This is a genomic window from Hoeflea sp. EC-HK425 (genome assembly GCF_902498795.1).
GTDB classification, from domain to species: Bacteria; Pseudomonadota; Alphaproteobacteria; order Rhizobiales; family Rhizobiaceae; genus Hoeflea; species Hoeflea alexandrii.
Genome location: NZ_LR701572.1, coordinates 3,420,941 through 3,447,722 on the forward strand (window position 1 = coordinate 3,420,941; position 26,782 = coordinate 3,447,722).

Consider the following 26,782-nt stretch of genomic DNA (forward strand, 5'->3'; position numbering starts at 1 on the left):
CATTTCCGCTAGCGCTGCCCGCCCTGCCTGGCCTTCGCATTAGTGGAAGTTCCTGCCTTTAGGCAGAGCACGGCCTGCATTTCTGGCTGTCGCCAGTTCCTCATAGTCCCGGCGCAGTTCCGGTGCCTCGCGGATCAGCCTGATGATGCGGGCGGCGGGCTTGGTGCGCGGGCGCATGTCCTCGATCGGGCGACGCACCTCGTCGGCATTGGCGAGCCCGCCCATCTCGGCTGCCATGTCAGAAATCTGCGCCATCATCGGGGTCAGGTCCTCGAGATACTCGGCCACGACATGGATAACCCCGTCCTCGTTCTGCAGCCTGCCCCGCACACCGACGCAGCGGCTGCCGAGCACGATGGCGCGGAACTTCTCGAACACCTTGGGCCAGACGATGATGTTGGCGACACCGGTCTCGTCCTCGATGGTCTCGAACACCACCCCCTTGGCCGAGCCCGGACGCTGCCTGACCAGCACGAGGCCTGCAACCTTGACCTGCCTGCCTGAACGGATGTCCTGCAGATCGGAGTTGGGCCGGCAGCCCTTGCCCGCCAGCCGCTCGCGCAGGAAGGACATCGGGTGCGCCTTCAAGGAAAACGACAGCGCCTGGTAGTCATTGATCACCTGCTCGCCCAATGGCATCGGCGGCAGGTGGACATCGGGTTCCTTCTGCAGATCATGGCTGTCGGCAAGGGCGAACAGCGGCAGCCGCTCGGCACTCGAGAGCGGGTCGAGCGCCTTGACCGCCCACAGCGCATCACGGCGATCGAGCCCGATCGAGCGGAAGCAATCGGCCTCGGCCAGCTGTTCGATCGAACGGCGCGGCAGGCCGGAGCGCATCCACAGATCGCGGACACTGTCGTAGCCACGGCCGCGGTTCTGCATGAGCTGCAGGGCCTCGGCTTGCCCGAACCCCTTGACGTGTTGCAGTCCCAGCCGCACCGCGTGGGCGTGCTTCATCACGTCTTTCATCTCGCGATGCCGGGGTGAGAACGGCGGCGGCGCCGGATCGGGCTCCAGTGTCGCGTTCCAGTCCGAGCAGTTGATGTCAACGGCTCGGATCTCGACGCCGTGCTCGCGGGCGTCGCGGACAAGCTGGGCCGGGGCATAAAACCCCATCGGCTGGGAGTTGAGGATGGCGGCGCAGAAGACGTCCGGGTAATGGCACTTGAGCCAGCAGGAGACATAGACCAGCAGCGCGAAGCTCGCTGCATGGCTTTCGGGGAAGCCATATTCGCCAAAGCCCTCGATCTGGCGGAAGCAGTGTTCGGCGAAATCGCGCTCGTAACCGTTCCTGACCATGCCTTCAACCATCTTCTGCTGGAACGAACCGATGGTGCCGACCCGGCGGAAGGTGGCCATGGCGCGGCGCAGCTTGTCGGCCTCGCCGGGCGAGAAGCCGCCGGCGACGATGGCGATGTTCATCGCCTGCTCCTGGAACAGCGGCACGCCCAGCGTCTTGCCGAGCACATTGCGCAATTCCTCCTTCGGAAAGGAAACCTGCTCCTTGCCCTGACGGCGGCGCAGGTAGGGATGGACCATGTCGCCCTGGATCGGGCCGGGCCGGACGATCGCCACCTCGATGACCAGATCATAATAGCAGCGCGGCTTGAGGCGCGGCAGCATCGACATCTGCGCCCGGCTTTCGATCTGGAACACGCCGATGGTGTCGGCCCGGCAGATCATGTCATAGGTGGGTTTATCGCCATCGGGCAGCGAGGCGAGCGTTTCGGCGCGGCCGTAATGCGTTTCCAGCAACGCGAAGGCCTTGCGGATGCAGGTCAGCATGCCGAGCGCCAGCACGTCGATCTTGAGCATGCCGAGACTTTCGAGATCGTCCTTGTCCCACTCGACGATGGTTCGGTCCTCCATCGCCGCGTTCTCGATCGGGATCAGCGAGGACAGCTTGTCGCGGGTAATCACGAAACCGCCGACATGCTGCGACAGATGACGCGGAAAGCCAACGATCTGAGAGGCAAGATCGAGCATCTGCGCCAGGTGCTTGTCGGCCGGATCGAGACCTGCCCGGCGGGCGTCCTCGGCGTCGACCTCGCGCGACCAGCCGCCCCACTTGGTGCCGGATATGGCAGAAATCGCATCGTCGGAAAGCCCGAACACCTTGCCGACCTCGCGGATCGCCGAGCGGGCGCGGTAGGTGATGACGGTGGCGGCGAGCCCTGCCCTGTCGCGCCCATACTTCGCGTATATGTACTGGATCACCTCCTCGCGCCGCTCGTGCTCGAAATCGACGTCGATGTCGGGCGGCTCGTTGCGCTCCTCGGAGATGAAGCGCTCGAACAGGAGATCGACCTTGCCGGGATCGACCTCGGTGATCTCGAGGCAATAGCAGACGGCGGAATTGGCGGCCGAACCGCGGCCCTGGCAGAGGATGTCTTGTGAGCGGGCGAAGCGGACGATGTCATAGACAGTGAGGAAATAGGGGGCGTAATCGAGCTTCCTGATCAGCTGCGTCTCATGGGCAATGGCCTTGAGCACCTTTTCCGGCGCGCCGCCGGGATAGCGCTTCTTCAGGCCGATGGCGGTGAGCTGTTCCAGCGCCGCTTGCGCAGACAGAGGCTCTGGCCCGAGTTCGGCGAACATCGGCGCATCGGGATACTGATAGCGCAACTCATCGAGCGAGAATCGTATCCGCCCGAACAGCGTGGCGGCTTGCGCCACCGCCGCCTCGTAGCCCCTGAACAGATGCAGCATCTCGGCATGCGATTTGAGATGACGCTCGGCATTGATCTCAAGCCTTGTGCCGATGGTCGCCAGCGTCCTGCCCTCGCGGATGCAGGTCAGCACATCCTGCAGCGGCCGGCGTTCGGGCGCGTGGTAGAGCACGTCGCCGATCGCCACCAATGGCAAATCATGCTCACGCGCCAGCCGGGCAAGGCTTGCCATATGGCGCTGGTCAGCGCTGCCATGGGCACGCGACACTGCCAGATGCAGATGATCGGGAAAGGCTTCGCGCAATGGCTCCAGCACTGAGGCGAGACCCGTCCGGGCGGCTGCGGCAGGTGCGACGACGGCCATCAGCAGGCCCTGGCCATGGGTGAGCAGATCGTCGAGCGTCAGATGGCATTCGCCCTTCGGCGCGCGGCGTTTTCCCGTGGTCAGCAGTTCGCAGAGATGCGCATAGGCCGCGCGGTCCTGGGGCCAGACCAGGATATCGGGAGTGCTATCCATGAACACCAGCCGGCAGCCGGTGGCAAAGGCAAGCCCGGCCTCCTTCGCCGCCATGTGGCCGCGAACGACGCCGGCCAATGAATTGCGGTCGGTTATCGCAATGCCGCCGAGGCCGAGCCGGGACGCTTGCACCACCAGTTCCTCGGCATGCGACGCGCCGCGCAGGAAGGAGAAATTGCTCGCAGTGGCCAGTTCGACATAGGCCGGCCCGATGCGGGGCGAGCCCACATGTGGTGGAGAGATCTCATTCATGCAAACAGCCCGTGCATGTACCAGGCGGGCTCGCTGGTTTCGCGGCCGTAAAGCCCGTGACGGAACATCCAGAAGCGGTAGCCCTGCCGGTCCTCGACGCGGAAATAGTCGCGGGTGCGGGCACCGCGTCCGTCGCGCCACCATTCGCAGGCGATGCGCTCGGGCCCCTCGGAGCGGGCGACCTCGTAGGAGACATTGCGCCAGCGAAACCTGAGCGGCGGACCATCGGGCACCTCGGCGATGGTCTGCATCAGTTCCGGCCGGTCGAACAGGATCAGCGGCCGGGTGATGATCTCGCAGGGAGCTTCCGGATCGGGTGAAAGAGCCAGCGCGGCATTGCCCGTGGATTGTCTCCGGGCACCAGGACCGGGAGCTCCAAGATGAGCCACCGGCTGGCGGCCGAAACTGCGCTCGGGAATATGGGTATCGGCGAGCACGAAGCGCTGGACCCGATCCAGCCCCAGCCGCGCGCCCAACCGGTCGACCAGGGCATCATGGCCCTCCCCGGCGGCGTGATGCGCCATCATCTCCGTTTGCCCGCCTTCGAACGGATCGGCATGGACCACATCGAGCCGGATCAGGTCGAAACCGAAGCCGGCGTCGAGATCATCATGCAGGCCGGCGATGCGTTCGGCGAAGAGGCGGGCGATCATGCGGGCATCACGCAGCGGCCTTGCGGTCTGCACATCGAGTTGGCTCACATGGCCGTCGACCCGGAACAGCTTGAGCCGGCAGCTGCGCAGGCCGAGGCCGCGGCGCTCCAGCGGTTCGATGATGCCTTCGGCGAGGGCCGCGATCACATGGCTGATCTCGTCCTCATGAGTGACAGGCTCGGCGAAGCGGCGTTCAGTGGAAAGCTCCGCCACCGGCATGATCGGCGAGATCGCCTCGGCCTCGCGACCCAATGCCTGATCGAGCCGCTGCATCAGCCGTGCGCCGAAGCGGGCGGCCAGCGGCGCGCGCGGCAGACCGGCGATGCAGCCGATGGTCTTGAGCCCGACCCGGCCGAGCGAGGCAACCATTTCCACCGGCAGGCGCAGACCGCTGAGCGTCAAGGGCATGACCGACTCAGCATGGGCTCCCTCGGCAAGAATCCGCTCCTGGCCGTAGCGCGCCATCGCCCAGGCGGCGCCCGGGGTATCGGCGAGGCAGAGCCGGACGTGAAAGCCCTGCGCGCGCAGCCTTGCCTCCAGGTCGGCGATCAGCGCCGCCTCGCCGCCAAGCAAATGGGCGCAGCCGGTGATGTCCATGAACAGGCCGTGATCTCGCGCCACCTCCGGGGCGGTATCCAGCGCAACAAGCGGCGTATAGCGCTCGCACCAGCCGGCGATCTTCACGAGCAGCGCCCGGCTTGCCTCGTCGTCGGCAGGATGGCAATCGAGATCGGGCACCAAGGCGCGGGCGTCGCTGAGCGTCTGGTTCGGCCTGATGCCGCGGGCGCGGGCGCGCTGATCGAGCGCCACGATGCGGATGGCGTTCTTGACCGTATCGGTGACGACGACAGGCGGCGTTTCAGGATGCGCGTCCAAAATCCTGCCGGCGATCCAGGACTTGCCCCATCTGGCCCGGTGCACCCGGTCGGTCGGCAGATGCGGGAAGGCGATCGAGAGGATGCGCTGACGGCTTGGTGCGTGAGGCTGGATGGGGTGCGGCATGGTGGAAACTTCTGTCTCTGGGGTTCCAGGCTAAAAGCCATTGGCCGGTCCGTCCGGCGCGGTTGCGTTCCAGCGTGAGCAACAGCCGCATTGCCCCCACGCCACGTTCAAGAATGTCGTCCGCCCCCGATGGTTTCGTGTTCACCCGCCAGCGCGTTGCCGCAGCACTGGCCTCCTCCTCGCCACTCTGGCGCAAAGTCAGCGCCAGCACACCGCTTTGCCGAGCGCGCAGCATCAACCGCCGCGTGGCGGTGATGTCGAAGCGCGCCGGATTGCCCTTGATCTGGAAGATCACCGCCGCCAGCCCGTTGCATCCCGCCGCCTCGTCGGCCGCCCACATGGCGCCCTGCAGATCGCCCGGCTCGACAATCGTCATCGATGACGGGTCGAGCCCGTACTGGGCGAGGCCCGCGGGGAAAAGCCCGCCGCCATCGACACGGGTGGCCGGATCCGTGACCCAGACAACGCCGCTGCGCCCCATCCTATCGGTGTGAATGGCACGGGCGGCGAGGCCGAGCGCAAATCCGGTGGCAGCACCGATGTCCCGCGCCAGCGGGCTGCGCACCTCATGCAGTCCGCCGCAGGCCAGTCCGCCATCGAGACAGTGATCGACAGCGCTCGCGCCGAGCGGCAATGGTTGAGCCTCGCTTCTATCGCCAAGCGCCATCCCCCGGTGCGCCTGATACGCCTGGGCCTCATAGGCGCGGGTGCGCGCCTTCAAGATATCGGTCGCGGTCTGCAGCCTCGAGAGACTCATGCTTGATCCAATTTGTTCCTGTTATGTTCTAATAAACACCGGACTCGAGGCGAGAGTCAATCGGATGATTTGTGGACAAGAACTGAGGGGATTTTTTACCGGATGGACCAAGCCCATCCGGCGTTTCGCATCAGATCGCGCGCGACGTGGCGAGGATCACATCACCGCGCCCATTTGCCAGGGCACGAACTCGGCGCCGCCAAAGCCCAGTTGCTCGCTCCTGGTTTCCTCGCCGGAAGCCACACGCAGGAACAGCTCGAAAATCTCGCGGCCCTTGTCCTCGAGGCTGACGGCATCGGTGATGATGTCACCGCAATTCACATCCATGTCCTCGGACATGCGGCCATACATTTCCGAATTGGTGGCAAGCTTGATGCAGGGCGTCGGCTTGTAGCCCGACACCGATCCGCGGCCGGTGGTGAACGCGATCAGGTTGGCGCCGGAGGCGATCTGCCCGGTAACCGAACAGGGATCGTAACCGGGTGAGTCCATAAACACGAAGCCGCGCTCGGTGATCGGCTCGGCGAACTTGTAGACCTGGGTCAGCGGCGCGGTGCCGCCCTTGGCCACGGCGCCGAGCGATTTTTCAAGGATGGTGGTCAGGCCGCCCTTCTTGTTGCCGGGCGAGGGATTGTTGTCCATCTCGCCGCCATTGCGCGCGGCGTAATCCTCCCACCAGTGAATGCGCTCGACGATCTTGGCGCCGACCTCGGGGGTGACCGCGCGGCGGGTCAACAGGTGCTCGGCGCCGTAGATTTCCGAGGTCTCCGACAGGATGGTGGTGCCGCCATGGGCGACCAGCAGATCCGACGCCGCACCGAGCGCCGGATTGGCGGTGATGCCGGAATAGCCGTCGGAGCCGCCGCACTGCATGCCGATCACCAGATGTTCGAGCCCTGCCGGCGCGCGCGCAATCTTGTTGGCCTCGGCTGCCATTTCCCTGAGCTCAGCGACGCCGCGCTCGATGGTCTTGCGGGTGCCGCCGGACTGCTGGATGGTCATGTAGCGGAAATTGCCGTCCTTGCGCATCCTGCCCCGGCCAACCAGATCAGGCACCTGCATAACCTCGCAGCCGAGGCCCAGCAGCAGGATGCCGGCGAAGTTCGGATTGCGGGCATAGCCCTGCAGGGTGCGGAACAGGGTGTCGTAGCCCTCGTCATTGCCCGACATGCCGCAGCCAGTGCCATGCACGATCGGCACGACGCCATCGACATTTTCAAATTCGTCGAGCCAGCCCTGCTTCTCCACCGCCTCGGCGATGAAGCGGGCGACAGAGCCAGAGCAGTTCACCGAAGTGAGAATACCGAGATAGTTGCGGGTGCCGACAGAGCCATCCGCCCGGTGATAGCCCATGAAGTGACGCTTTTCCGAAGGCGCGGCAAGCGGCCGGACCTCGGTCGAGAATTCCTGCGCCTCGGCGTGGCCGCCCATGCCGAGATTGTGGACATGGACATGTTCGCCGGGCGCAATTGCACGGGTCGCGATGCCGATGGTCTGGCCATAGCGGAGCACCTTCTCGCCTTCGGCAATCGGTCGTACCGCAATCTTGTGTCCGCGCGCCACCGCTTCGGCGAGCGGGACATCGAGCCCGGGCACGATCGCGCCCCCGGCCAGATCCTTGAGGGCAATGATTACATTGTCGTCTGCGTTGAGACGGATTGTCTGGGGGAGATCTCTTGTCATCGGTCAGAGCGCTTCGTGGTTGCAAAGCCGGATCGGAACCGGATCTCGGACCGGATCGTGGCTTGACAGGAGGATAACTCTATCTAACATGTTAGTATGCCAGTCAGCGAGGATAGTCCACTGCGAGACGCGAAAAAATTCCTGCCCGCGCTTCAGCCCCTGAATGATTTTCCCGGCTCGCTCTCCCAGAAAGTCTACATGTCGCTCAAGCAGGCAATCCTGTCGCTGGCCTTCCGCCCGGGCGAGCTGATGCAGAAATCTCAGATCTGCAAAGAGCTCGGCGTTTCGCGCTCGCCGGTGACCGAAGCCATGGCGCGGCTCGCCAGCGAAGGCCTGGCCGATATCGTGCCGCAGGCGGGAACCTATGTGACGCGGTTTTCAATGGCGGAAATCCGCGAGGGCGCATTCCTGCGCGAGGCGCTGGAACTCGCCGCCGTCGAGCGGGTTGCCACCACGATCACCGAGGAGCAACTGGTCCTGCTCAAGCGCAATCTGCGGATTCAGGAAGTGCTGATGCAGGATGGCGACACGGCAGGCTTCCACCAAATGGACGCAGAGCTGCACGAGCTGATCCTGTCGTTCACCGGTTACCGGCGGCTGGCATCGCTCGCGGAAACCGCCTGGATCCACGTCAACCGGGCGCGTCATCTCAACCTGCCGATGCCGGGTCGGATGCAGGCCACGCTCGCCGAGCACAAGGCCATCGTCGCAGCACTCGAAGCGCGGGATCCGGAAGCCGCCCGCCAGGCAACCCGGCATCACCTGCGCCAATTGATCCTGCTGCTCGAACCGCTGGTCGCGGAACGGCCGGAGATGTTCACCAACGGATAGTCCGCCATACACAAGGTATGGCGGCCAATCTTCTCAGGCATTGACCGGGGCGTCCTCGCGCATCAGCCCTTCGGTCTTCAGATCGGCCCAGAGCGCGGGCGGTATTTCCGCGCCGGCGGCAACCGCGTTGGCCTCCATTTCAGCCACCCCCTGCCCGCCCGGAATCACCGAGACGACGGCCGGATGGCGCAACGGAAACTGGAACGCCGCATCGACCATACGCGTGGTATGGTGCTTGCAGACGGCCTCGATGCGGGCAACACGATCCAGAATCGGCTGCGGCGCAGCATCGTAATTGTAGAAGGCCCCCGGCTTCGGGCCGGTTGCCAGAATTCCCGAATTGTAGGGGCCGCCGATGATGATGCCGATGCCCAGCTCGGAAGCCAGCGGCAGGAATGTTTCAAGCGCCTGCTGCTCCAGGAGCGTGTAACGGCCGGCAAGCAGGAACAGGTCGAAATCGCCACGCTCGGTCAGCCACTGGCAGGCCTGCCATTCGTTGACACCGGCGCCGAACGCCTTGAGGGGTCTGATGCCGGAGGGGGCAGGATCCTACGTTAAGACCGCCTGATCACGTTTTGGGCCACCTGTATTCGCCGGTCAGAAGTATGTGGGCCCATCCGAGTGGCGAGGTATGCGCTAGCAGGCTTCCGCTGTTCTCGCTCTCAGGCACTGCCAACTACGTCTTCGGCTACAAGGGCGGAAAGCAAAACCTCACAGCCTCGCTTAAAAACATCGCAAGCATCGCGCCAGGTGCGGGCTTCTGATACGGCGGGCGGCTTAAGCGAAGCGACAGCTGCCGAAACCGAGGCCACCCCGTTAAGGTTAACCGATCATTGCATTTGCCTATTGGGGGAATGAATGCGCTTTCTCTCCGGGAGTATTGACCGGAGAAGACTACATGGCGCGGATAATCAGCGACAGGCTGTTACAACGGCTGCAGGCATTTGTCCTGCACCCGCTGACTGCCGTCGCAGCCATTCTGCTTTGCGCCACGTTTCTCTACGCGCTCGAACGGGCGGTGGAACACATGCCGTTCGTCATGCTTTCGGTCCTCGGCATTGCTGCGGTGCTGTTCCTGGTCAGCTGCCGCCTCTACTTCTCGCTTTATGCAGCGCTCGCGGCGACGGCGCTGATCTCCGTCATTTCCGTAATGAAATACAGGACAAAGGGATTTGATCTCCATGTCTACGATTTCGTGTTTACCGGAACGGACACCAAGGCCTTCGCCTTTCTGATTGACGGTTTCGCTATCTACATCGCTCCGGTCGCAGTCCTGCTGATCTGCTGTGCAATCGCGCTCTCCCTCGTTTTCGCCTGGGATGGAAAGCGCGAACTCTCCGCCATCAAGCGAAGCGCGCTGGTGGCCGCAACCTTTTTGCTGATTCCGGTCAGCTACCCACTCAAGGCCGATGAGCCCCGATATTTTCATTATCTCGGCGGCTTCAATGCCTCTGCGTTCTTCGTATCATTTCTCGATCTGCGGGATGCGGCAATCGGCAGAGGCTTTGCCGACCGCTTCGCTGGCATGCCCGATGTCAAACCTTTCGCCGCCGCCGGTCCGTGCGATACGGCAGGATCGAGGCCGGACATCTTCATCGTGCTCAGTGAAAGCCAGACCGATCTCGGCCAGTTCAATCAGCATGGCCTCGCAGAGCAATTCGGAGGGCGGTTCAGATCCGCGGACGGCAAGCGACGCGAGCTTCGTGTCGAAACCTTCGGCGGCGGCACCTGGATCTCCAATTTCTCGCTGATGACCGGCCTTTCCAGCCTCGATTTCGGTTGGCGGGCGCCTTACCTGACCACGGCCATGGAGGGCAAGGTTCAGCAGTCACTGGCGACAGAACTGTCCCGCTGCGGCTATCGAACCGCGGTGCTGATGCCCATGGATCACGGGTTCGTCAACGAGGGACCGTTTCTCGAATCAATCGGTTTCGACGAAGTCCTTGACTACGATCGCATCGGCGCCAGTGAATATGCCCATCCCGACCGGTTTTACTTCGAAGCCGCCCGCACCTTCATCGAAGACCATCGCAGAACAGATGGCAGACCCCTGTTTCTGCAGGTTCAAACCATGTTCGCCCATTCGCCCTATGGCAATCATCTGGCGGATAGCGACCAAGACGCTTTCGCACAAAGCGGCAATTCAGAACTTGATGAATATGTCCGCAGAGTAGCGCAATCCCAGAGAGATTTCGATTGGTATCTGGCCCAGGCCAAAGCGGAAAGCGCCAATCACCCTTCCATCGTTCTGGAGTTCGGTGACCACCAGTCCTTTGCAACGCGTGAGCTGGTCAATCATCTCTATCCGGACTTCGCCGTCGACAAGCTGACATCATCGGCCTATCGGACCTATTTCACCATCCATCCGATGGGCGCGGAGGTCGACATGAAGCCATTCGAGTTCGCCAGCCTCGACATCGGCTATCTCGGCGTGTCCCTCCTTGAGTCGGTAGGACTGGCAACATCGCCTATGTTCGCTGACCTCGCGGCGCTTCGCGACAGGTGCGACGGCCGTCTGCATTTTTGCGCCGACCGCGCGGCAGTCGATCGTCATCTGCAAAAGCGCATAGCCTCGGGTCACTTGACCGTCGATTGAGACAGGAACGGCTGCCACTGTCGGAAGACCTGGTGTTGCCCCGTCACGATTGAGGGCTGGCAGGGCTCCGAAAGGATTGATTGTCCGGGCCTGAACGAGGGTTATCTCCTGCAAATCGACGATCTAATGGATTTAAATTCTGGATATTCACGCCGAAATCATTCATTGCTTGGAGCGCCAAGTACCCTCATGATGCCCTCCACTGGGAGGAATCATGCGGCGTCCAACGCCCAAGCTGAATGGGACATCCGATGATATCCAAATCCGCCATTGCCGATCTTCCTGCTCCCGCACCGCGTTCCGGTGACTCCGCCACACTCGCTGCCGACATCATCGAACGTCTGACCTATTCGATAGGCAAGGACGCCAAGGTCGCCAAGCCGCATGACTGGATGACCGCCACCATTCTGGTGATCCGCGACCGTGTCATCGATCGCTGGATGGCATCCACCCGCAAGACTTACGAGGACGGCTCCAAGCGGGTCTACTACCTGTCGCTCGAATTCCTGATCGGACGGCTGACACGCGATGCCGTGTCCAATCTCGAGATGCTCGACGAGGTTCGCGAGGCCCTGCAATCGCTCGGCGTCGATTTCGATGCGGTTGCGGCGCTGGAGCCGGACGCGGCGCTGGGCAATGGCGGGCTTGGCCGCCTTGCGGCCTGCTTCATGGAATCGATGGCGACAGTCGATATTCCTGCCTATGGATACGGCATCCGTTACGTCCACGGCCTGTTCAAGCAGCAGATGAGCGACGGCTGGCAGGTTGAACTGCCTGAAACCTGGCTCAGTCATGGAAACCCCTGGGAGTTCCCCCGCCGCGAAAGCGCCTACGAAATCGGCTTTGGCGGATCGGTAGACACCATCGGCAACGGTTCGGACGAAACCCAGCGCTGTATCTGGAAGCCGCAGGAGCGGATGATTGCCGTGGCCTATGACACGCCCGTGGTCGGATGGCGCGCCAAACGGGTCAACACGCTCCGGCTCTGGACTGCCCAGCCGATCGACCCGATCCTGCTTGATGCCTTCAATGCCGGCGACCACATCGGCGCGCTTCGCGAAAGCAACAAGGCGGAGGCTCTTGCCCGCGTGCTCTATCCCGCCGACCAGACTCCTGCCGGCCAGGAACTGCGCCTGCGCCAGGAGTACTTCTTCTCCTCCGCCTCGCTGCAGGACATCCTGCGCCGTCATCTGCAGCAGTATGGCGATCTGCGCACCTTGCCCGACAAGGTGGCTATCCAGCTCAACGACACCCACCCTGCGGTGTCGGTGGCAGAGCTGATGCGGCTGTTGATCGACGTGCATCGCATGGAGTTCGATCCGGCCTGGGACATCACCCGCAAGACCTTCAGCTACACCAACCACACGCTTCTGCCTGAAGCGCTGGAAAGCTGGCCGGTGCCATTGTTCGAGCGGCTTCTGCCGCGCCACATGCAGTTGGTCTATGCGATCAACGCCAAGGTCCTGCGCCAGGCCCGCAAGGAACGTGGCTATGACGAGGGCCAGATCCGTTCGGTTTCGCTGATCGACGAAGGTGGCGAGCGCCGCGTCCGCATGGGCAATCTTGCCTTCATCGGCTCCCACTCGATCAACGGTGTCTCGGCGCTCCACACCGACCTGATGAAGCAGACCGTGTTTTCCGACCTGCACGGCCTCTACCCGGATCGGATCAACAACAAGACCAATGGCATCACCCCGCGCCGCTGGTTGATGCAATGCAATCCAGAGCTGTTCAAATTGATCCGGGAAGCGATCGGCGACGACTTCATGGATGACGCGGAGGCGTTGTCGGCTCTCGGCAAATTTGCCGACGATACCGAATTCCGAACCCGGTTCGCCGCCGTCAAACGCGAAAACAAGATCAAGCTGTCAAATCTGGTGGCCCGCCGCATGGGCATCAGGGTTGATCCCTCGGCCCTGTTCGACATCCAGATCAAGCGGATTCACGAATACAAGCGGCAATTGCTCAATATCATCGAGGCAGTGGCGCTGTACGACCAGATACGTTCGCACCCCGAACTCGACTGGACGCCAAGGGTGAAATTCTTCGCCGGCAAGGCGGCACCGAGTTATCACAACGCCAAGCTGATCATCAAGCTGGCCAATGATATTGCCCGGGTCATCAACAATGATCCATCTGTGCGTGGCCTGCTGAAGATCGCGTTTATTCCCAATTACAACGTCTCGCTGGCTGAAATCATGGTGCCGGCCGCTGACCTCTCCGAGCAGATATCAACCGCCGGCATGGAAGCGTCGGGAACCGGCAACATGAAGTTTGCGCTCAACGGCGCGCTGACAATTGGCACGCTTGATGGCGCAAATGTCGAGATCAAGGAATGTGTTGGTGACGACAACATCATCATCTTTGGCCTCACCGCGGCCGAAGTCGCCGAGCGCCGCGCAACCGGCCACGACCCACGAGGCATCATTGAAAGCTCGCCGGAACTGTCACAGGCGCTCACCGCCATCGCCTCGGGTGTCTTCAGCCCCGATGACCGCAACCGCTATGGCGATCTGATTGCCGGACTGTACGATCATGACTGGTTCATGGTCGCTGCCGATTTTGACGCCTATGCCCAGGCGCAGCGCCAGGTCGACAGTTTGTGGGTTGACGAGGAGGCCTGGTATCGCCGTACTATCCTCAATACCGCGCGTGTGGGATGGTTCTCTTCGGACCGCACCATCCGCCAGTATGCAAAGGAAATTTGGAAAGCCGGCCCATGACCCAAAAGGGAACCGTGCCAGACGCCGATCACAAGGTGCCTCACCTGTCGGCGGAAGAAGCAGAAGCAATCGCTTCCGGAACGCATGGAAACCCTTTTTCCATTCTCGGCGTCCAGGAAATCCCTGAGGGATTTCTCGCCCGCGCCTTCATCCCCGGCGCCAAGGATGTTCAGGCACTGACGCTTGATGGAGCACATGTCGGCCAGCTCCAGCCAGGCGCAGTCAGCGGCCTGTTCGAGGGCCGCCTCTCAATCACGATGCGCCAGCCCTTGCGCTATGCCGCAACCAGTTCGACCGGCGCCTGGGAAGTCGACGACCCCTATTCCTACGGGCCCGTGCTGGGCCCGATGGATGACTACTTCATCGCCGAAGGCTCGCATCTGCGCCTGTTCGACAAGATGGGGGCCCATCCCATCAGCCACGAAGGCACGAACGGCGTGCATTTTGCTGTCTGGGCGCCCAATGCGCGCAGAGTTTCGGTCGTCGGCGATTTCAATGACTGGGATGGCCGACGTCATGTCATGCGCCTGAGGGCGGATGTCGGGGTGTGGGAAACTTTTGCCCCCGGCTTGAAGCCCGGTGCCGCCTACAAATATGAGATCATAGGTCCGAACGGCGAAAGACTGCCGCTCAAGGCCGATCCCTATGCCCGCCGAGCCGAACTCAGACCGGCGACAGCCTCGATCGTGGCGTCCAGTCTCGACCATGACTGGGGCGACAGCGCCCACCGCGCCCACTGGGCCCAGGTCGACGCGCGCCGCCAGCCGATTTCAGTCTACGAGGTGCATCCGGGTTCCTGGCGCAGACAACCCGACGGCTCGTTCCTGTCATGGGACCAATTGGCCGACGAACTGATCCCCTACTGCGTCGAAATGGGCTTCACCCACATCGAGTTCCTGCCGGTTTCCGAACACCCCTATGACCCCTCCTGGGGCTACCAGACCACGGGGCTCTACGCCCCCTCGGCAAGATTCGGCGAACCCGAAGGTTTTGCCCGCTTTGTCGACGGCGCTCACCAGGTCGGTCTCGGCGTCATCCTCGACTGGGTGCCTGCGCATTTTCCGACCGACGAACACGGGCTTTCCCGTTTTGACGGGACCGCATTGTATGAACACGCCGATCCGCGCCAGGGTTTTCACCCCGACTGGAACACGGCGATCTACAATTTCGGCCGCCGGGAAGTGTCCTCGTTCCTCGTCAACAACGCGTTGTTCTGGGCCGAAACCTACCACGTCGACGGCCTCCGGGTGGATGCCGTCGCCTCGATGCTCTACCTCGATTACTCGCGCAAGGAAGGCGAGTGGATTCCCAACAAGGATGGCGGACGGGAAAACCTCGACGCGGTCGAGTTCCTCAAGAGCATGAACAAGGCTGTCTATGGCAGCCATCCCGGTATCGTCACCATTGCCGAGGAATCCACGTCCTGGCCAAGGGTCTCCGCCCCGGTGCACGAGGGCGGACTCGGCTTCGGCTTCAAGTGGAACATGGGGTTCATGCATGACACCCTGTCCTACATGCAGCGCGATCCGATCTACCGCAAACACCACCATGGCGACATGACCTTCGGCCTGCTTTACGCGTTCTCGGAAAATTTCGTTCTGCCGATTTCCCACGATGAGGTGGTGCACGGCAAGGGCTCGATGCTCAACAAGATGGCCGGTGACGAGTGGCAGAAATTTGCTTCACTGAGAGCCTATTACGGCTTCATGTGGGGTTATCCTGGCAAGAAGCTGTTGTTCATGGGCCAGGAATTCGCCCAGCGCGGCGAATGGAGCGAGGCGCGGTCTCTTGACTGGGACCATCTCGATGATCCGCGCCATCACGGCATGCAGGACCTGGTGCGTGACCTCAACCGGCTCTATGCAAAGACACCTGCCTTGCATGCGCGTGATTGCGAGCCGGAAGGGTTCGAGTGGCTCATCGCCGACGACCATGCAAATTCGGTCTTCGCCTGGATCCGGCGTTCACCCGGCGAGAAACCGGTCGTCATCATATCGAATTTCACGCCCAATGTGCTGACCGGTTATCAGATACCATTGCCGCAGGATGGCGTCTGGCTTGAGATTTTCAATTCGGACTCCACCATTTACGGAGGCTCCGGGAAGGGCAACCTTGGTGAGGTCATGACACGGCTTGAGGGTGGCCGTCACATTGCCGAGCTGACACTGCCGCCGCTGGCGACAATCATGTTCAAGCCCGGCTGAACCGGGCCGGGATCAAAAGGGGAGGTTACTATGGAGCAGAAACGGGTTCAGCCGCTGGCACGTGATGCGATGGCCTATGTCCTGGCCGGTGGTCGCGGCAGCCGCCTGATGGAACTCACCGATCGCCGTGCCAAGCCTGCAGTCTATTTTGGCGGCAAGACACGCATCATCGACTTTGCCCTCTCCAATGCCTTGAATTCGGGGATCAGGCGCATCGGCGTTGCCACCCAGTACAAGGCCCATTCGCTGATCCGGCACCTGCAGCGCGGTTGGAACTTTCTGAGACCGGAACGAAACGAGAGTTTTGACATTCTGCCGGCCAGCCAGCGTGTTTCGGAGACCCAATGGTACGCCGGCACCGCCGATGCGGTGTTCCAGAACATCGATATCATCGAGGACTACGGTCCCGAGTTCATGGTCATTCTGGCCGGTGATCACATCTACAAGATGGACTACGAGTTGATGTTGCAGCAGCACGTCAATTCAGGCGCCGATGTCACCGTCGGCTGCCTTGAGGTGCCGCGCATGGAAGCCACAGGTTTCGGTGTCATGCACATCAACGACAAGGACGAGATCATAGACTTCGTTGAAAAGCCCGCTGACCCTCCAGCCATGCCGGACAAGCCCGACATGGCCCTGGCGTCAATGGGGATCTACGTCTTCAACACGGACTTCCTGATGGACGAGTTGCGACGCGACGCGGAGGCTCCCGGTTCAAGCCGTGATTTCGGCAAGGACATCATCCCCTATATCGTCGAAAACGGCAAAGCCGTGGCGCACCGGTTTGCGGACTCCTGCGTTCGCGAGACGCCCGAGAAGGAAGCCTATTGGCGCGATGTGGGAACGGTAGACGCCTATTGGCAGGCCAATATCGATCTCACCGACATCTTGCCAGAACTCGACCTTTACGACCGCTCATGGCCGATCTGGACCTATGCCGAGATCAGGCCGCCGGCAAAGTTCGTCCACAATGAAGAGGGCCGGCGCGGCATGGCCTTGTCCTCGCTGGTATCGGGAGACTGCATCATCTCGGGTTCCGAACTGCATCGATCGCTGCTGTTCTCGGGCGTTCTGTGCCGGTCCTATTCCAGGCTGAACGAGGCCGTCGTGCTGCCCGAATGCGTGATCGGCCGTCACGCCAACCTGTCCAAGGTGGTGATCGACCGGGGCGTCAAGATTCCGGCCGGACTGGTGGTTGGTGAAGACCCCGAACTCGATGCAAGCCGGTTCCGGCGAACCGCGTCAGGCATCTGCCTGATCACCCAGGACATGCTCGATCAGGCGGGGTTGATCTACGAATGAAGGTTCTTTCTGTCGCCTCTGAAGTCTACCCACTGATCAAGACCGGCGGTCTGGCCGATGTCGCAGGTGCCCTGCCCGCGGCCCTGTCGGCCCATGGTGTCGACATGCAGGTTCTGCTTCCGGGCTATCAGCAGGTCATGGGCAAACTTCGCGATCCGGTGGCGCTGGTCCGCTTCGAGGATCTCCTGGGTGTGAGCGCAACCATACTTACAAGCACGATTGACGGCGTGGAGTATCTCGTTCTGGACGCGCCCGATCTGTTTGACCGAGAAGGTGGTCCCTACACCGACGCCGCCAATGCCGATCATCCCGACAACTGGCTGCGCTTTGCCGCACTCTGCCGCGCGGCCGCCAACATCGCCGAGGGCGCACTGGCGGACTGGACGCCCGACATCGTTCATGCGCATGACTGGCAGGCAGGCCTCACCCCTGTCTACATGAGACAGGGCAAGGCAGCACATACCCCGACGGTGATGACCATTCACAACATTGCGTTTCAGGGACAGTTTGGACCGGATATTTTCCCCGAGCTCGATCTGCCGCAATCGGTGTTTTCGATGGATGGGGTCGAGTATTACGGCGATGTCAGTTTCCTCAAAGGCGGCCTGCAGATGGCCACCGCCATCACCACGGTCAGCCCGACCTATGCCCAGGAAATCCGCACGCCGGAATTCGGCATGGGGCTGGATGGCCTTATCAACGCCCGCGCCGATAATTTGCACGGCATCGTCAACGGTATTGATGCCGAGGTCTGGGACCCCGCGACGGATACGATGATCGCGGCAAACTACAGCCTCGCCAAACCGAAGAAGCGCCAGGCCAACCGAAAGGCTCTCGCCGACTATTTCGGGTTCGGGGATACCAACAAACCGGTCTTCACCGTTGTCAGCCGGCTGACCTGGCAAAAGGGCATCGACGTGCTCACCGAACTCGCCGACGACATCGTCGCAATGGGCGGCAGGTTGGCGGTGCTTGGATCCGGCGACAAGGCTCTGGAAACCGCCTTACAGGCAGCGGCAGAACGGCATCCAGGCGACATAGGGCTCGTCATTGGCTACAACGAACCGCTGTCGCATCTCATGCAGGCCGGCGGCGATGTGATTCTTGTCCCGTCGCGGTTTGAACCCTGCGGCCTGACCCAACTCTACGGACTGCGTTACGGTAATGTCCCGGTGGTTGCGCGCACCGGTGGCCTTGCTGACACGATCATCGACGCCAACGAGGCCGCGAGCGCGGCCGAGGTGGCAACCGGCTTTCAATTTTCGCCAATTACACCCGATGCCCTGCGCGAGGCCCTGCGCCGCACCATCCGCGCCTTTGCCGAACCCAAGGTATGGGCGCAGCTGCAGAACCAGGGCATGAAGGCCGACGTCTCCTGGGATCGCAGCGCCCTGCGCTACGCCAGTCTTTATGCCGAACTTCTCAATGCAAAGAGCGACACATGAACCGGACCATATCCGTCTCCCCCTTTTCAGACCAGAAACCCGGGACATCAGGTCTCCGCAAGAAAGTACCAGTGTTCCAAAAAACCGGCTACACCGAAGCCTTCATACAGTCGATATTCGACAGTCTCGACGGCTTCGAGGGCAAGTCGCTGGTCATTGGTGGGGATGGACGGTTCTACAATCGCGAGGTCATCCAGACCGCGATCCGCATGGCCGCAGCCAATGGTTTCGGTCGCGTTCTGGTTGGTCAGGGCGGCATACTGTCGACCCCTGCCGCCTCCCACCTGATCCGGAAGACGAAGGCTTTTGGCGGACTGATCCTGTCGGCCAGTCACAATCCCGGCGGCCCCACCGAGGATTTCGGCATCAAGTACAACATCTCCAATGGCGGCCCTGCCCCGGAGAAGATCACCGAGGCGATACATGCCAGATCGCAGGTCATCGACCGATATATGATCGCAGATTTCGACGATGTGGATCTCGACCTGATCGGCACGTTCGAAGCGGGCGGCATGGCCATCGAGGTCGTCGATCCGGTCAGCGATTATGCCGACTTGATGGAAACCCTGTTCGACTTCGACGCCATCCGCACAATGGTCGCAGGCGGTTTCAAGGTCGCTTTCGACGCCATGCACGCCGTTACAGGCCCCTATGCAAGCGAAATTCTCGTCCGGCGGATCGGCGTCGATCCGGCACTTGTCTTCAATGCCACGCCGCTCGATGACTTCGGCGGCCACCATCCCGATCCCAATCTGGTTCACGCCAAGGCGCTATATGATCTGATGATGGGTCCTGATGCCCCCGATTTCGGCGCCGCATCGGATGGCGATGGCGACCGCAACCTGATCATCGGCAAAGGCGTGTTCGTCACCCCCTCGGATTCGCTTGCCATGCTGGCTGCCAATGCCCATCTCGCCCCGGGCTACAAGGATGGACTGAAGGGCATCGCCCGTTCGATGCCGACCAGCGGTGCCGCTGACCGCGTTGCCGCGAAACTCGGCGTCGAGATGCACGAGACACCCACTGGCTGGAAGTTCTTCGGCAATCTTCTCGATGCCGGGCGCTGCACCATCTGCGGCGAGGAAAGCGCCGGCACCGGCTCGGATCACGTCCGGGAAAAAGACGGGCTCTGGGCGGTTCTGCTCTGGCTCAACATACTCGCCGCACGTCGCCAGAGCGTGAAGCAGGTCGTCGAGGATCACTGGGCCGAATATGGCCGCACCTATTACTCCCGTCATGACTACGAGGCGATCGAAACCGACAAGGCCAACGAGCTGATGGCTGCCCTTGAGGAGACACTTGACACCATGGCTGGCCGGCAGACCGGATCCATGGTCGTTGAACGGGCCGACAGCTTCACCTATCACGACCCGGTCGATGGTTCGGTGAGCCGCAATCAGGGCATTCGGATCTTCTTCGAAGGTGGCTCGCGTCTGGTTTTCCGTCTGTCGGGCACCGGCACTTCCGGCGCCACACTCCGGGTTTACATGGAACGCTACGAACCCGACTCCGCACGGCACGACCAGGAAACCCAGGCTGCGCTTGCACCGCTCATCGAAGCTGCAGAGAATCTGGCAGGCATAGCCGGTCGGACCGGCCGCACAGCTCCCACCGTCATCACCTGATGACCCGCTTCACAGACATCGGCCTACCGGGAAAAGCCGGCGTTGAACTGAGTACGGCGGGTACGCGCTTCACCGTGCGGGCGCCATCGGCTTCAAGTGTCACGCTCTGTCTTTTCGATCGGTCCGGTCATGAAACAGGGCGTCATGATCTTGGTCAGGACGGGGATGGCACCTTCACCACCATGGTGAAAGGGCTTGAGCCTGGCGTCCGGTACGGCTTTCGCGCCGATGGGCCTTGGCAACCGGAAAACGGCCACAGGTTTGACCGGTCCAAACTGCTGGTTGATCCTTATGCAGTGCGGCTTGACCGACCCTTTGTTTACGACCCGCGTCTGGCGGCATTCGGTGAAGATACTGCTGGTATTGTCCCCAAGGCGGTTCTCGAAGAACCATTGCCGCCGATCAATCCGGGCCGCCCGAGGTTCGAACCCGGGGGGCTGATCTACGAGGTGCCGGTCCGCGCCTTCACCATGCTGCATCCGGAGTTGCCGCGTGCGGAGCGTGGCACTCTGCGGGCGCTGGCGCATCCCGCGATCATCGACCATCTGCGCAAGCTTCATGTCAGCGCCGTTGAACTGATGCCGATCACGGCCTGGATCGATGAGCGGCATCTCCCCCCTCTCGGACTGACCAACGCCTGGGGCTATAACCCCGTCACCATGCTGGCGCTTGATCCCCGCCTCGCACCGGGCGGCATTGCCGACTTGCGCTACGCGGTCGACGCGCTTCATGCTGCGGATATCGGTGTCATTCTCGATGTCGTCTTCAACCACACCGGTGAAAGCGACAAGGAAGGACCGACCCTTTCCCTGCGCGGACTGGGCAACGCCACCTATTATCGCCACGACCGGGATGATCCGGGAACATTGGTCAATGACACCGGCTGCGGCAACACGCTGGCCTGTGACAGGCCCGAGGTTCAGGAACTCGTGCTCGCTGCCATGCGCCACTTCGTGACCCAGGCCGGGATTGACGGGTTCCGCTTCGATCTCGCACCCGTTCTCGGACGGGATGCCAACGGTTTCTCGAAAGATGCAAGGCTGTTGCAATACATCGCCGATGATCCGGTGCTGCATGACCGCATCCTGATCGCCGAACCCTGGGACATCGGTCCGGGCGGCTACCAGCTCGGTAATTTTGGCCCGCCCTGGCTCGAATGGAACGACCGCGCCCGCGACGACATGCGGCGCTACTGGCGAAACGATCACGGCATGGCTGGCGCCCTGGCGACGCGGCTGTCCGGCTCATCCGATATCTTCCATGACTCCGGCCGGAACAGGACGCGCAGCGTGAATTTCATTGCCGCGCATGACGGCTTTCCGCTGGGCGACCTTGTCTGCTTCCAGAACAAGCACAACGAGGCGAACGGCGAGGACAACCGTGACGGCCATGGCGCCAACTATTCCTGGAACAATGGGGTGGAAGGGCCGACCGACGACCCGACGACAATTGCAGCTCGCGAAACCGATGCACGAGCGCTGATCGCCAGCCTGTTTGCCAGCCGTGGCACCATTCTTCTCACCGCCGGGGATGAATTCGGCCACAGCCAGGGCGGCAACAACAACGCCTACGCCCAGGACAATACGATCACCTGGCGTCATTGGGACGAGCTCAATCAGGGCCGGTTGGAATACACCCGCGCTTGGGCCGAGTTGCGGGCCCAGTCTCCCCCGCTGACCGGCACCCGCTTCCTCAAGGACAGTGATGGCTCCGCCGAGCCCGACCAGGTTTCCTGGCTGACTGCCGATGGCCATCCGATGCAACCGGTCCACTGGGAAGACCCCGAGCGTCAGGGATTCATGATGGTTCTGGGGCCACCCGGTGAACGGCTGACGGTGGTTTTCAATCGCGGGCAATCGGAAATCCAGTGCGCGCTGCCCGCCACTCCCGGACTGTGGCGCCCCGCCAGCCCGGAAGCTTCGGTGGAGAAGGCGATTCCGGCCCGTTCGGTCGTCTGTTGGCGCGAAACAAGCGGCTGAGCACCTAAAGACCGCAGTTACCCGTCCATTTTCATTTCATTAAGCTGATGCATGGATTGATGTCACCGCCTGGATGGGCCAAAACGCCTCCGCACCAAAACGCCTCCGCATATGAGATCGGGAGAAACCTGTGCAGCGAGAAATTTCACTTTCAGAAGTCGAGGGCCTCGTCGGCAGCGAGCTCGGACTGTCCGACTGGATGGAGGTCCCGCAATCCCGCATCGACAAGTTTGCCGATGCCACCGACGACCACCAGTTCATTCACGTCGATCCCGAACGTGCAGCAGGGACTCCCTTTGGCGGAACCATTGCGCATGGTTTCCTGACCCTCTCGCTGCTTTCGGCGATGAATTACAATTGCGTCCCCAGGATCCGTGAGCAGACGATGGGGATCAATTACGGCTTCGACAAGATCCGCTTCATGGCCCCGGTGCCTGCTGGCGTGCGTGTCCGCGGCCGCTTCGTGCTGGAATCGGCCCGGTTTCGCGGCGCCGGCATGCTGATGACCACTTATGTGGTGACCATCGAGATCGAGAATTCCAAAAAGCCGGCGCTGGTCGCCAATTGGCAGACCATCATCCAGTTTGACCCCAAGGATCGCCCTTCGGACGATTGAGCGCCTTCTGACGATCCCAAACGAGTTGCTGCCTCCGCTGGAATTCCTACCCGGCAATCAGGCCAGGCAGTCCCTCGCCGCTTCCGAAAGCAGCGTGAAGGCATAATCTGAAAACGAACGCCAGCATTCCACCCTGTAGTCGTCCTCGCCGGTCCGAATGATCACCACCTCAATCTTACCCATCACCGTACGGGTGGCTGAACCGACCGGAAAGACCCTGTCGCTCAGGTTCTGCGGACAGCCGCTTTGCACCGTTGCCCGCGCGCCATTGCCGCTGACAAGTACCGCTGTGTTGCGGTGAGAGATGTCGACCGCGGAATGTAGCGTGGTGATTTTCTCAAGATCCTTCAGCGGATCGGCGTTTTCATCGATGATCAGCCATTCGTCCGGGCCAAGCCATGCGGCCAGCCGCCCCTTGTCGTTCTGAACGGATGTCTTCGGGGTCATCGGCAACTCAAGACCAAGCTTCTTGGAAACGGTCTTGGCTGCGGCCGGGTCGACACGCAACGAAACGCGATAAGCGGCACCAGCAGGCGTCAAGCTGACACCCGCGGCTCCGCCGACGCGGCCTGATAACGGTTCGATGCGATTGGCGTGAGCGATATCAGCCATTCAGGCGCACTCCTTCCTTGTCGATGAACACGGTGTCCGTGACTTCCACTTCGATGGTCTTGTCGGGCATCGGCACGTAAAGCGTCTTGCCCTTGATTGACCGCCCGTCAATGACCACACCCATTGCAATCGACCGGCCACAGTTCTCCGACCAGTAGGAGGATGTCACGTGACCGATCATCGTCATGGGAACCGTCTGGTTCGGATCGGCAACGATCTGAGCGCCTTCCTCGAGAACCGTGTTCGGATCCTTGGTGACGAGACCGACAAGCTGCTTGCGGCCGCTTGCCACCAGATCCGGCCGTTTCATGCCGCGGATGCCGACAAAATCGGCCTTCTTCTTGGCAACCGCCCAGTTCAGGCCTGCGTCATCAGGTGTCACCGTGCCATCGGTATCCTGGCCGACGATGATATAGCCCTTCTCGGCGCGAAGCACATGCATGGTTTCCGTGCCATAGGCGCAGGCACCGAGCGGCTCTGCACGTTCCCAGAGCGCCTTCCAGACCGCCTCACCGTAATGGGCCGGAACATTGACCTCGAAGCCGGCTTCGCCGGTGAACGACATCCGGAAAAGCCGTGTCGGCACACCGCAGATCTTGCCCTCACGCACGCTCATGTGCGGCATCGCCTCATTGGAGAGGTCGACGCCTTCGACCAGTGGCGCGATGATCTCACGCGCTTTCGGCCCCTGCACGGCGATTACCGCCCATTGTTCGGTCGTCGATGTCAGCCAGACCTTGAGATGGGGAAACTCGGTCTGCAGATAATCTTCCATATGGTGCATGACCCGCGGCGCGCCGCCCGTCGTCGTGGTCACATGAAAGCGGTCCTGGGCCAAACGCCCGACCACGCCATCATCATAGATGAAGCCGTCCTCGCGCAGCATGATGCCGTATTTGCAGCGGCCCGGCTCCAGCTTGTCCCAGCCATTGGTGTACATCAGATTGAGGAACTCAGCTGCGTCGGGACCGACCACCTCGATCTTGCCCAGCGTCGAGGCGTCGAACATGCCGGCAACCTCGCGCACAGTGCGGCACTCGCGGTTGACCGCCTGGTGCATGTCCTCGCCGGCACGCGGGTAATACCATGCCCGTTTCCACTGGCCGACATCCTCAAACACAGCACCTTGCGCTTCTTCCCAGCCCTGCATCGGCGTTAGCCGGGTCGGGTCGAACAGGGCTCCGCGCGAATGATTGACGATCGCGCCGAACGTCACCGGCGTGTAGGGCGAGCGGAACGTGGTCAGTCCCACCTGGGGCAAGGGCTTGTCGAGCATTTCGGCGGCAATTGCCAGGCCGTGAATATTGGAGGTCTTGCCCTGATCGGTGGCCATGCCATTGGTGGTGAAGCGCTTCACGTGCTCGATCGAGTGCATCCCTTCGCGCACGGCGAGACGAATATCCTTGGCGGTCACATCGTTCTGGAAGTCGACAAAAGCCTTCACTGTCGTGTCCGGGCCCGCGCCGCCCGCCGAGCCCATCATGCTTCCGGCCCAGGAGGTTTGTGTCTCCGCGTCTGGCGCAGCGGGCGGTTTGCCGGCCTCAACTCCTGCGGAGAGTGCCGCCTCATGGCCTGCCTTCATCGCACCGGCAATCGCTTCGGCCAAATCGTCAACGCCATTGCAGGCACCGACGCTGATGCAATCCTGGACATTGCGGCCCGGCAGGAAGCGTTTGCTTTCCTCGTCCCAGACCACCTTGCCGCGCGATTGCGAATACATGTGCACCGAAGGTGTCCAACCGGCCGACATGATCAACGCATCGACCGGGATATCCCGTATCGACCCGCCCGACGCCTTGCCAACCTTCATAGATTTGACGCGGAGTTTCCCGGAGGTGTTGAGAACCGATTGACCGGCGAACACCTCGATACCGAGTTCCTTGGCCCGCGCCACCAGCGCCGGATCGGGATCGGGACGCACATCGACGATCGCCGGCACCGATACGCCCGCCTGCTTGAGATCGAAGGCTGCGTTCCAGGCCGAATCGCAGGCCGTGTAGACCCCGACCTTGGCGCCGACCGCGACACCGAAGTGATTGAGATAGGTCCGTGCCGCCGAGGCAAGCATGATGCCGGGCCGGTCGTTGTTGGCAAACACCATGTGCCGCTCGATCGCGCCGGTGGCGATCACCACCTGCCTGGCCCGGACCTGCCAGAGCCGCTCGCGCGGCAGGGACGGATCGGGATTGGCGAGATGCTCGGTCACCCGTTCGACCAGGCCGACATGGTTTTGTGCCTGGTATCCGAATGCCGTGGTCCGTGTCAGTACCCGGACATTGTCCATGGCGCGAAGCTCTGCCGTCACCGCCTGCGCCCAGTCCCAGCCCGGCTGACCATCCACCGTCGCATCGGTTTCGTGGTGAAACGCGCCGCCGGTCTCCGGCTGCTCGTCGCACAGGATCACTTGCGCACCGGCATGGGCCGCCGCAAGGGCTGCCGAAAGACCGGTGGCGCCGCCACCGATCACCAGCACATCGCAATGGGCGAAATGGTTGGAATAATGGTCCGGATCCGGTTCGCTCGGAGCCACGCCGAGGCCGGCCGCAGCCCGGATCACCGGTTCGTAGATCTTCTTCCAGGCAGCCTTCGGCCACATGAAGGTCTTGTAGTAAAAGCCAGCCGCGAAGAATGGCGACGCGAGATTGTTGAGTCCGCCGACATCGAAGGCGAGCGACGGCCAGCGGTTCTGCGACCGGGTCTGCATGCCGTCATAGACTTCCTGCACCGTCGCCCGGATATTCGGTGTCCGCCGCACCGCATCGCGGCCGACATCCATCAGCGCATTGGGTTCCTCCGGCCCGGCTGAGAGCATGCCTCGCGGCCGGTGGTACTTGAACGACCGCCCGGTCAGGTGAATGCCGTTGGCAAGCAGCGCCGAAGCCAGCGTATCGCCTTCCACAGCGGTCAGAATCCTGTTGTCGAATTTGAAACGCAGGGTTTTCGCCGGCGTCAGCCGGCCCTTGCCCTTGATCCGGTTTGCGCCGCTCATTGTGCCGCTCCCTTGACGGTCAGCACACCGTCGTCACCACGCTCGACCTCGGCCCGCGGTTCGCCCGCCTTGTAGGTCGTGACAAAACGGTCGCTCACCGTGTCGCGTACCGCGTTGAAGAACCGCGCGCAGCCGTGAATATGCCGCCAGCGCTCATAGGTGACACCCTTCGGGTTGGCGCGAATGAAGAAGAACTTCTCGAACTCCTCGTCGCTGATACCGGCGATGTCTTTCGGCCGTTCGATATGTGCCTCGCCCGTGTTGCGGAATTCGAGCTCGGGCCTTTCTTCCTGGCAGTAGGGACAATGGATCAGAAGCATCGCTTGG

The 26,782-nt window shown here is 62.0% G+C and carries 16 protein-coding genes and 1 pseudogene; 9 read left to right on the top strand and 8 right to left on the bottom strand.

Going from position 1 to position 26,782, the window contains the following annotated elements; translation table 11 throughout:
- Positions 1 to 39: 39 nt before the first annotated feature.
- From SPHINGO391_RS19200 to SPHINGO391_RS19210, 4 genes are all read right to left on the bottom strand, one after another.
- The gene (locus SPHINGO391_RS19200; RefSeq protein WP_152010345.1) at positions 40 to 3,438 is read right to left on the bottom strand and encodes an error-prone DNA polymerase; all 3,399 of its coding nucleotides are present in this window, start codon (positions 3,436 to 3,438) and stop codon (positions 40 to 42) included.
- Positions 3,435 to 5,012: a DNA polymerase Y family protein gene (locus SPHINGO391_RS19205; protein ID WP_244615451.1), complete on the bottom strand. Its 1,578-nt coding sequence runs from the start codon at positions 5,010 to 5,012 to the stop codon at positions 3,435 to 3,437. The genes SPHINGO391_RS19200 and SPHINGO391_RS19205 overlap by 4 nt, the downstream gene beginning before the upstream one ends.
- On the bottom strand, positions 4,951 to 5,850 hold the full coding sequence (locus SPHINGO391_RS25285) for a hypothetical protein (protein ID WP_244615255.1): 900 nt from the start codon (positions 5,848 to 5,850) through the stop codon (positions 4,951 to 4,953). Before SPHINGO391_RS25285 ends, SPHINGO391_RS19205 begins: the two co-directional genes overlap by 62 nt.
- A gap of 156 nt (positions 5,851 to 6,006) precedes the next feature.
- A complete protein-coding gene (locus SPHINGO391_RS19210; protein WP_152010347.1) occupies positions 6,007 to 7,533 on the bottom strand; it encodes an altronate dehydratase family protein in 1,527 nt (508 codons plus the stop codon).
- Positions 7,534 to 7,629: 96 nt separating this feature from the next.
- Here SPHINGO391_RS19210 and SPHINGO391_RS19215 point away from each other — a divergent pair, with 96 nt between their 5' ends.
- Complete coding sequence (locus tag SPHINGO391_RS19215) at positions 7,630 to 8,364, top strand: GntR family transcriptional regulator (RefSeq protein WP_152010348.1); 735 nt, start codon at positions 7,630 to 7,632, stop codon at positions 8,362 to 8,364.
- 33 nt (positions 8,365 to 8,397) lie between these two features.
- Here SPHINGO391_RS19215 and SPHINGO391_RS19220 read toward each other — a convergent pair.
- Positions 8,398 to 8,886, bottom strand: a pseudogene (locus SPHINGO391_RS19220) (aldo/keto reductase); the annotation flags it as partial.
- Positions 8,887 to 9,262: 376 nt separating this feature from the next.
- Here SPHINGO391_RS19220 and SPHINGO391_RS19225 point away from each other — a divergent pair.
- The 8 genes from SPHINGO391_RS19225 (at position 9,263) to SPHINGO391_RS19260 (ending at position 22,854) form a co-directional block, all read left to right on the top strand.
- A complete protein-coding gene (locus SPHINGO391_RS19225) occupies positions 9,263 to 10,960 on the top strand; it encodes a sulfatase-like hydrolase/transferase (protein WP_152010349.1) in 1,698 nt (565 codons plus the stop codon).
- Positions 10,961 to 11,199: 239 nt separating this feature from the next.
- The gene (locus SPHINGO391_RS19230; RefSeq protein WP_152010350.1) at positions 11,200 to 13,683 is read left to right on the top strand and encodes a glycogen/starch/alpha-glucan phosphorylase; all 2,484 of its coding nucleotides are present in this window, start codon (positions 11,200 to 11,202) and stop codon (positions 13,681 to 13,683) included.
- Positions 13,680 to 15,887, top strand: coding sequence for a 1,4-alpha-glucan branching protein GlgB (glgB, locus tag SPHINGO391_RS19235; RefSeq protein WP_152010351.1), 2,208 nt, complete (start codon positions 13,680 to 13,682; stop codon positions 15,885 to 15,887). Before SPHINGO391_RS19230 ends, glgB begins: the two co-directional genes overlap by 4 nt.
- A gap of 30 nt (positions 15,888 to 15,917) precedes the next feature.
- A complete protein-coding gene (gene glgC / locus SPHINGO391_RS19240) occupies positions 15,918 to 17,189 on the top strand; it encodes a glucose-1-phosphate adenylyltransferase (RefSeq protein WP_152010352.1) in 1,272 nt (423 codons plus the stop codon).
- Complete coding sequence (glgA, locus tag SPHINGO391_RS19245; RefSeq protein WP_152010353.1) at positions 17,186 to 18,634, top strand: glycogen synthase GlgA; 1,449 nt, start codon at positions 17,186 to 17,188, stop codon at positions 18,632 to 18,634. Before glgC ends, glgA begins: the two co-directional genes overlap by 4 nt.
- Entirely contained in the window at positions 18,631 to 20,259 is a 1,629-nt protein-coding gene (locus SPHINGO391_RS19250) for an alpha-D-glucose phosphate-specific phosphoglucomutase (protein WP_152010354.1), read from the top strand. The genes glgA and SPHINGO391_RS19250 overlap by 4 nt, the downstream gene beginning before the upstream one ends.
- Positions 20,259 to 22,238 carry a glycogen debranching protein GlgX gene (gene glgX / locus SPHINGO391_RS19255; RefSeq protein ID WP_152010355.1) on the top strand — a complete coding sequence of 660 codons (1,980 nt, stop codon included), beginning with the start codon at positions 20,259 to 20,261 and terminating at the stop codon, positions 22,236 to 22,238. The genes SPHINGO391_RS19250 and glgX overlap by 1 nt, the downstream gene beginning before the upstream one ends.
- A gap of 130 nt (positions 22,239 to 22,368) precedes the next feature.
- A complete protein-coding gene (locus tag SPHINGO391_RS19260) occupies positions 22,369 to 22,854 on the top strand; it encodes a MaoC family dehydratase (RefSeq protein WP_152010356.1) in 486 nt (161 codons plus the stop codon).
- 57 nt (positions 22,855 to 22,911) lie between these two features.
- Here the strand turns inward: SPHINGO391_RS19260 and SPHINGO391_RS19265 are convergent, their stop codons facing one another.
- Genes SPHINGO391_RS19265 through SPHINGO391_RS19275 form a run of 3 tightly spaced genes read right to left on the bottom strand, consistent with a single transcriptional unit; the run spans position 22,912 to position 26,775 of the window.
- Entirely contained in the window at positions 22,912 to 23,466 is a 555-nt protein-coding gene (locus SPHINGO391_RS19265; RefSeq protein WP_152010357.1) for a sarcosine oxidase subunit gamma, read from the bottom strand.
- Complete coding sequence (locus SPHINGO391_RS19270; protein ID WP_152010358.1) at positions 23,459 to 26,455, bottom strand: sarcosine oxidase subunit alpha; 2,997 nt, start codon at positions 26,453 to 26,455, stop codon at positions 23,459 to 23,461. Before SPHINGO391_RS19270 ends, SPHINGO391_RS19265 begins: the two co-directional genes overlap by 8 nt.
- Positions 26,452 to 26,775, bottom strand: coding sequence for a sarcosine oxidase subunit delta (locus SPHINGO391_RS19275; protein ID WP_152010359.1), 324 nt, complete (start codon positions 26,773 to 26,775; stop codon positions 26,452 to 26,454). The genes SPHINGO391_RS19270 and SPHINGO391_RS19275 overlap by 4 nt, the downstream gene beginning before the upstream one ends.
- Between the last annotated feature and the right edge of the window lie 7 nt (positions 26,776 to 26,782).

What these genes read in the sequence shown, in the direction of transcription:
- SPHINGO391_RS19200 (WP_152010345.1), bottom strand. Translation starts at nt 3,438, where the DNA reads ATGAATGAGATCTCTCCACCACATGTGGGCTCGCCCCGCATCGGGCCG.
- SPHINGO391_RS25285 (WP_244615255.1), bottom strand. Translation starts at nt 5,850, where the DNA reads ATGAGTCTCTCGAGGCTGCAGACCGCGACCGATATCTTGAAGGCGCGC.
- SPHINGO391_RS19210 (WP_152010347.1), bottom strand. Translation starts at nt 7,533, where the DNA reads ATGACAAGAGATCTCCCCCAGACAATCCGTCTCAACGCAGACGACAAT.
- SPHINGO391_RS19215 (WP_152010348.1), top strand. Translation starts at nt 7,630, where the DNA reads ATGCCAGTCAGCGAGGATAGTCCACTGCGAGACGCGAAAAAATTCCTG.
- SPHINGO391_RS19225 (WP_152010349.1), top strand. Translation starts at nt 9,263, where the DNA reads ATGGCGCGGATAATCAGCGACAGGCTGTTACAACGGCTGCAGGCATTT.
- SPHINGO391_RS19230 (WP_152010350.1), top strand. Translation starts at nt 11,200, where the DNA reads ATGGGACATCCGATGATATCCAAATCCGCCATTGCCGATCTTCCTGCT.
- glgB (WP_152010351.1), top strand. Translation starts at nt 13,680, where the DNA reads ATGACCCAAAAGGGAACCGTGCCAGACGCCGATCACAAGGTGCCTCAC.
- glgC (WP_152010352.1), top strand. Translation starts at nt 15,918, where the DNA reads ATGGAGCAGAAACGGGTTCAGCCGCTGGCACGTGATGCGATGGCCTAT.
- glgA (WP_152010353.1), top strand. Translation starts at nt 17,186, where the DNA reads ATGAAGGTTCTTTCTGTCGCCTCTGAAGTCTACCCACTGATCAAGACC.
- SPHINGO391_RS19250 (WP_152010354.1), top strand. Translation starts at nt 18,631, where the DNA reads ATGAACCGGACCATATCCGTCTCCCCCTTTTCAGACCAGAAACCCGGG.
- glgX (WP_152010355.1), top strand. Translation starts at nt 20,259, where the DNA reads ATGACCCGCTTCACAGACATCGGCCTACCGGGAAAAGCCGGCGTTGAA.
- SPHINGO391_RS19265 (WP_152010357.1), bottom strand. Translation starts at nt 23,466, where the DNA reads ATGGCTGATATCGCTCACGCCAATCGCATCGAACCGTTATCAGGCCGC.
- SPHINGO391_RS19270 (WP_152010358.1), bottom strand. Translation starts at nt 26,455, where the DNA reads ATGAGCGGCGCAAACCGGATCAAGGGCAAGGGCCGGCTGACGCCGGCG.
- SPHINGO391_RS19275 (WP_152010359.1), bottom strand. Translation starts at nt 26,775, where the DNA reads ATGCTTCTGATCCATTGTCCCTACTGCCAGGAAGAAAGGCCCGAGCTC.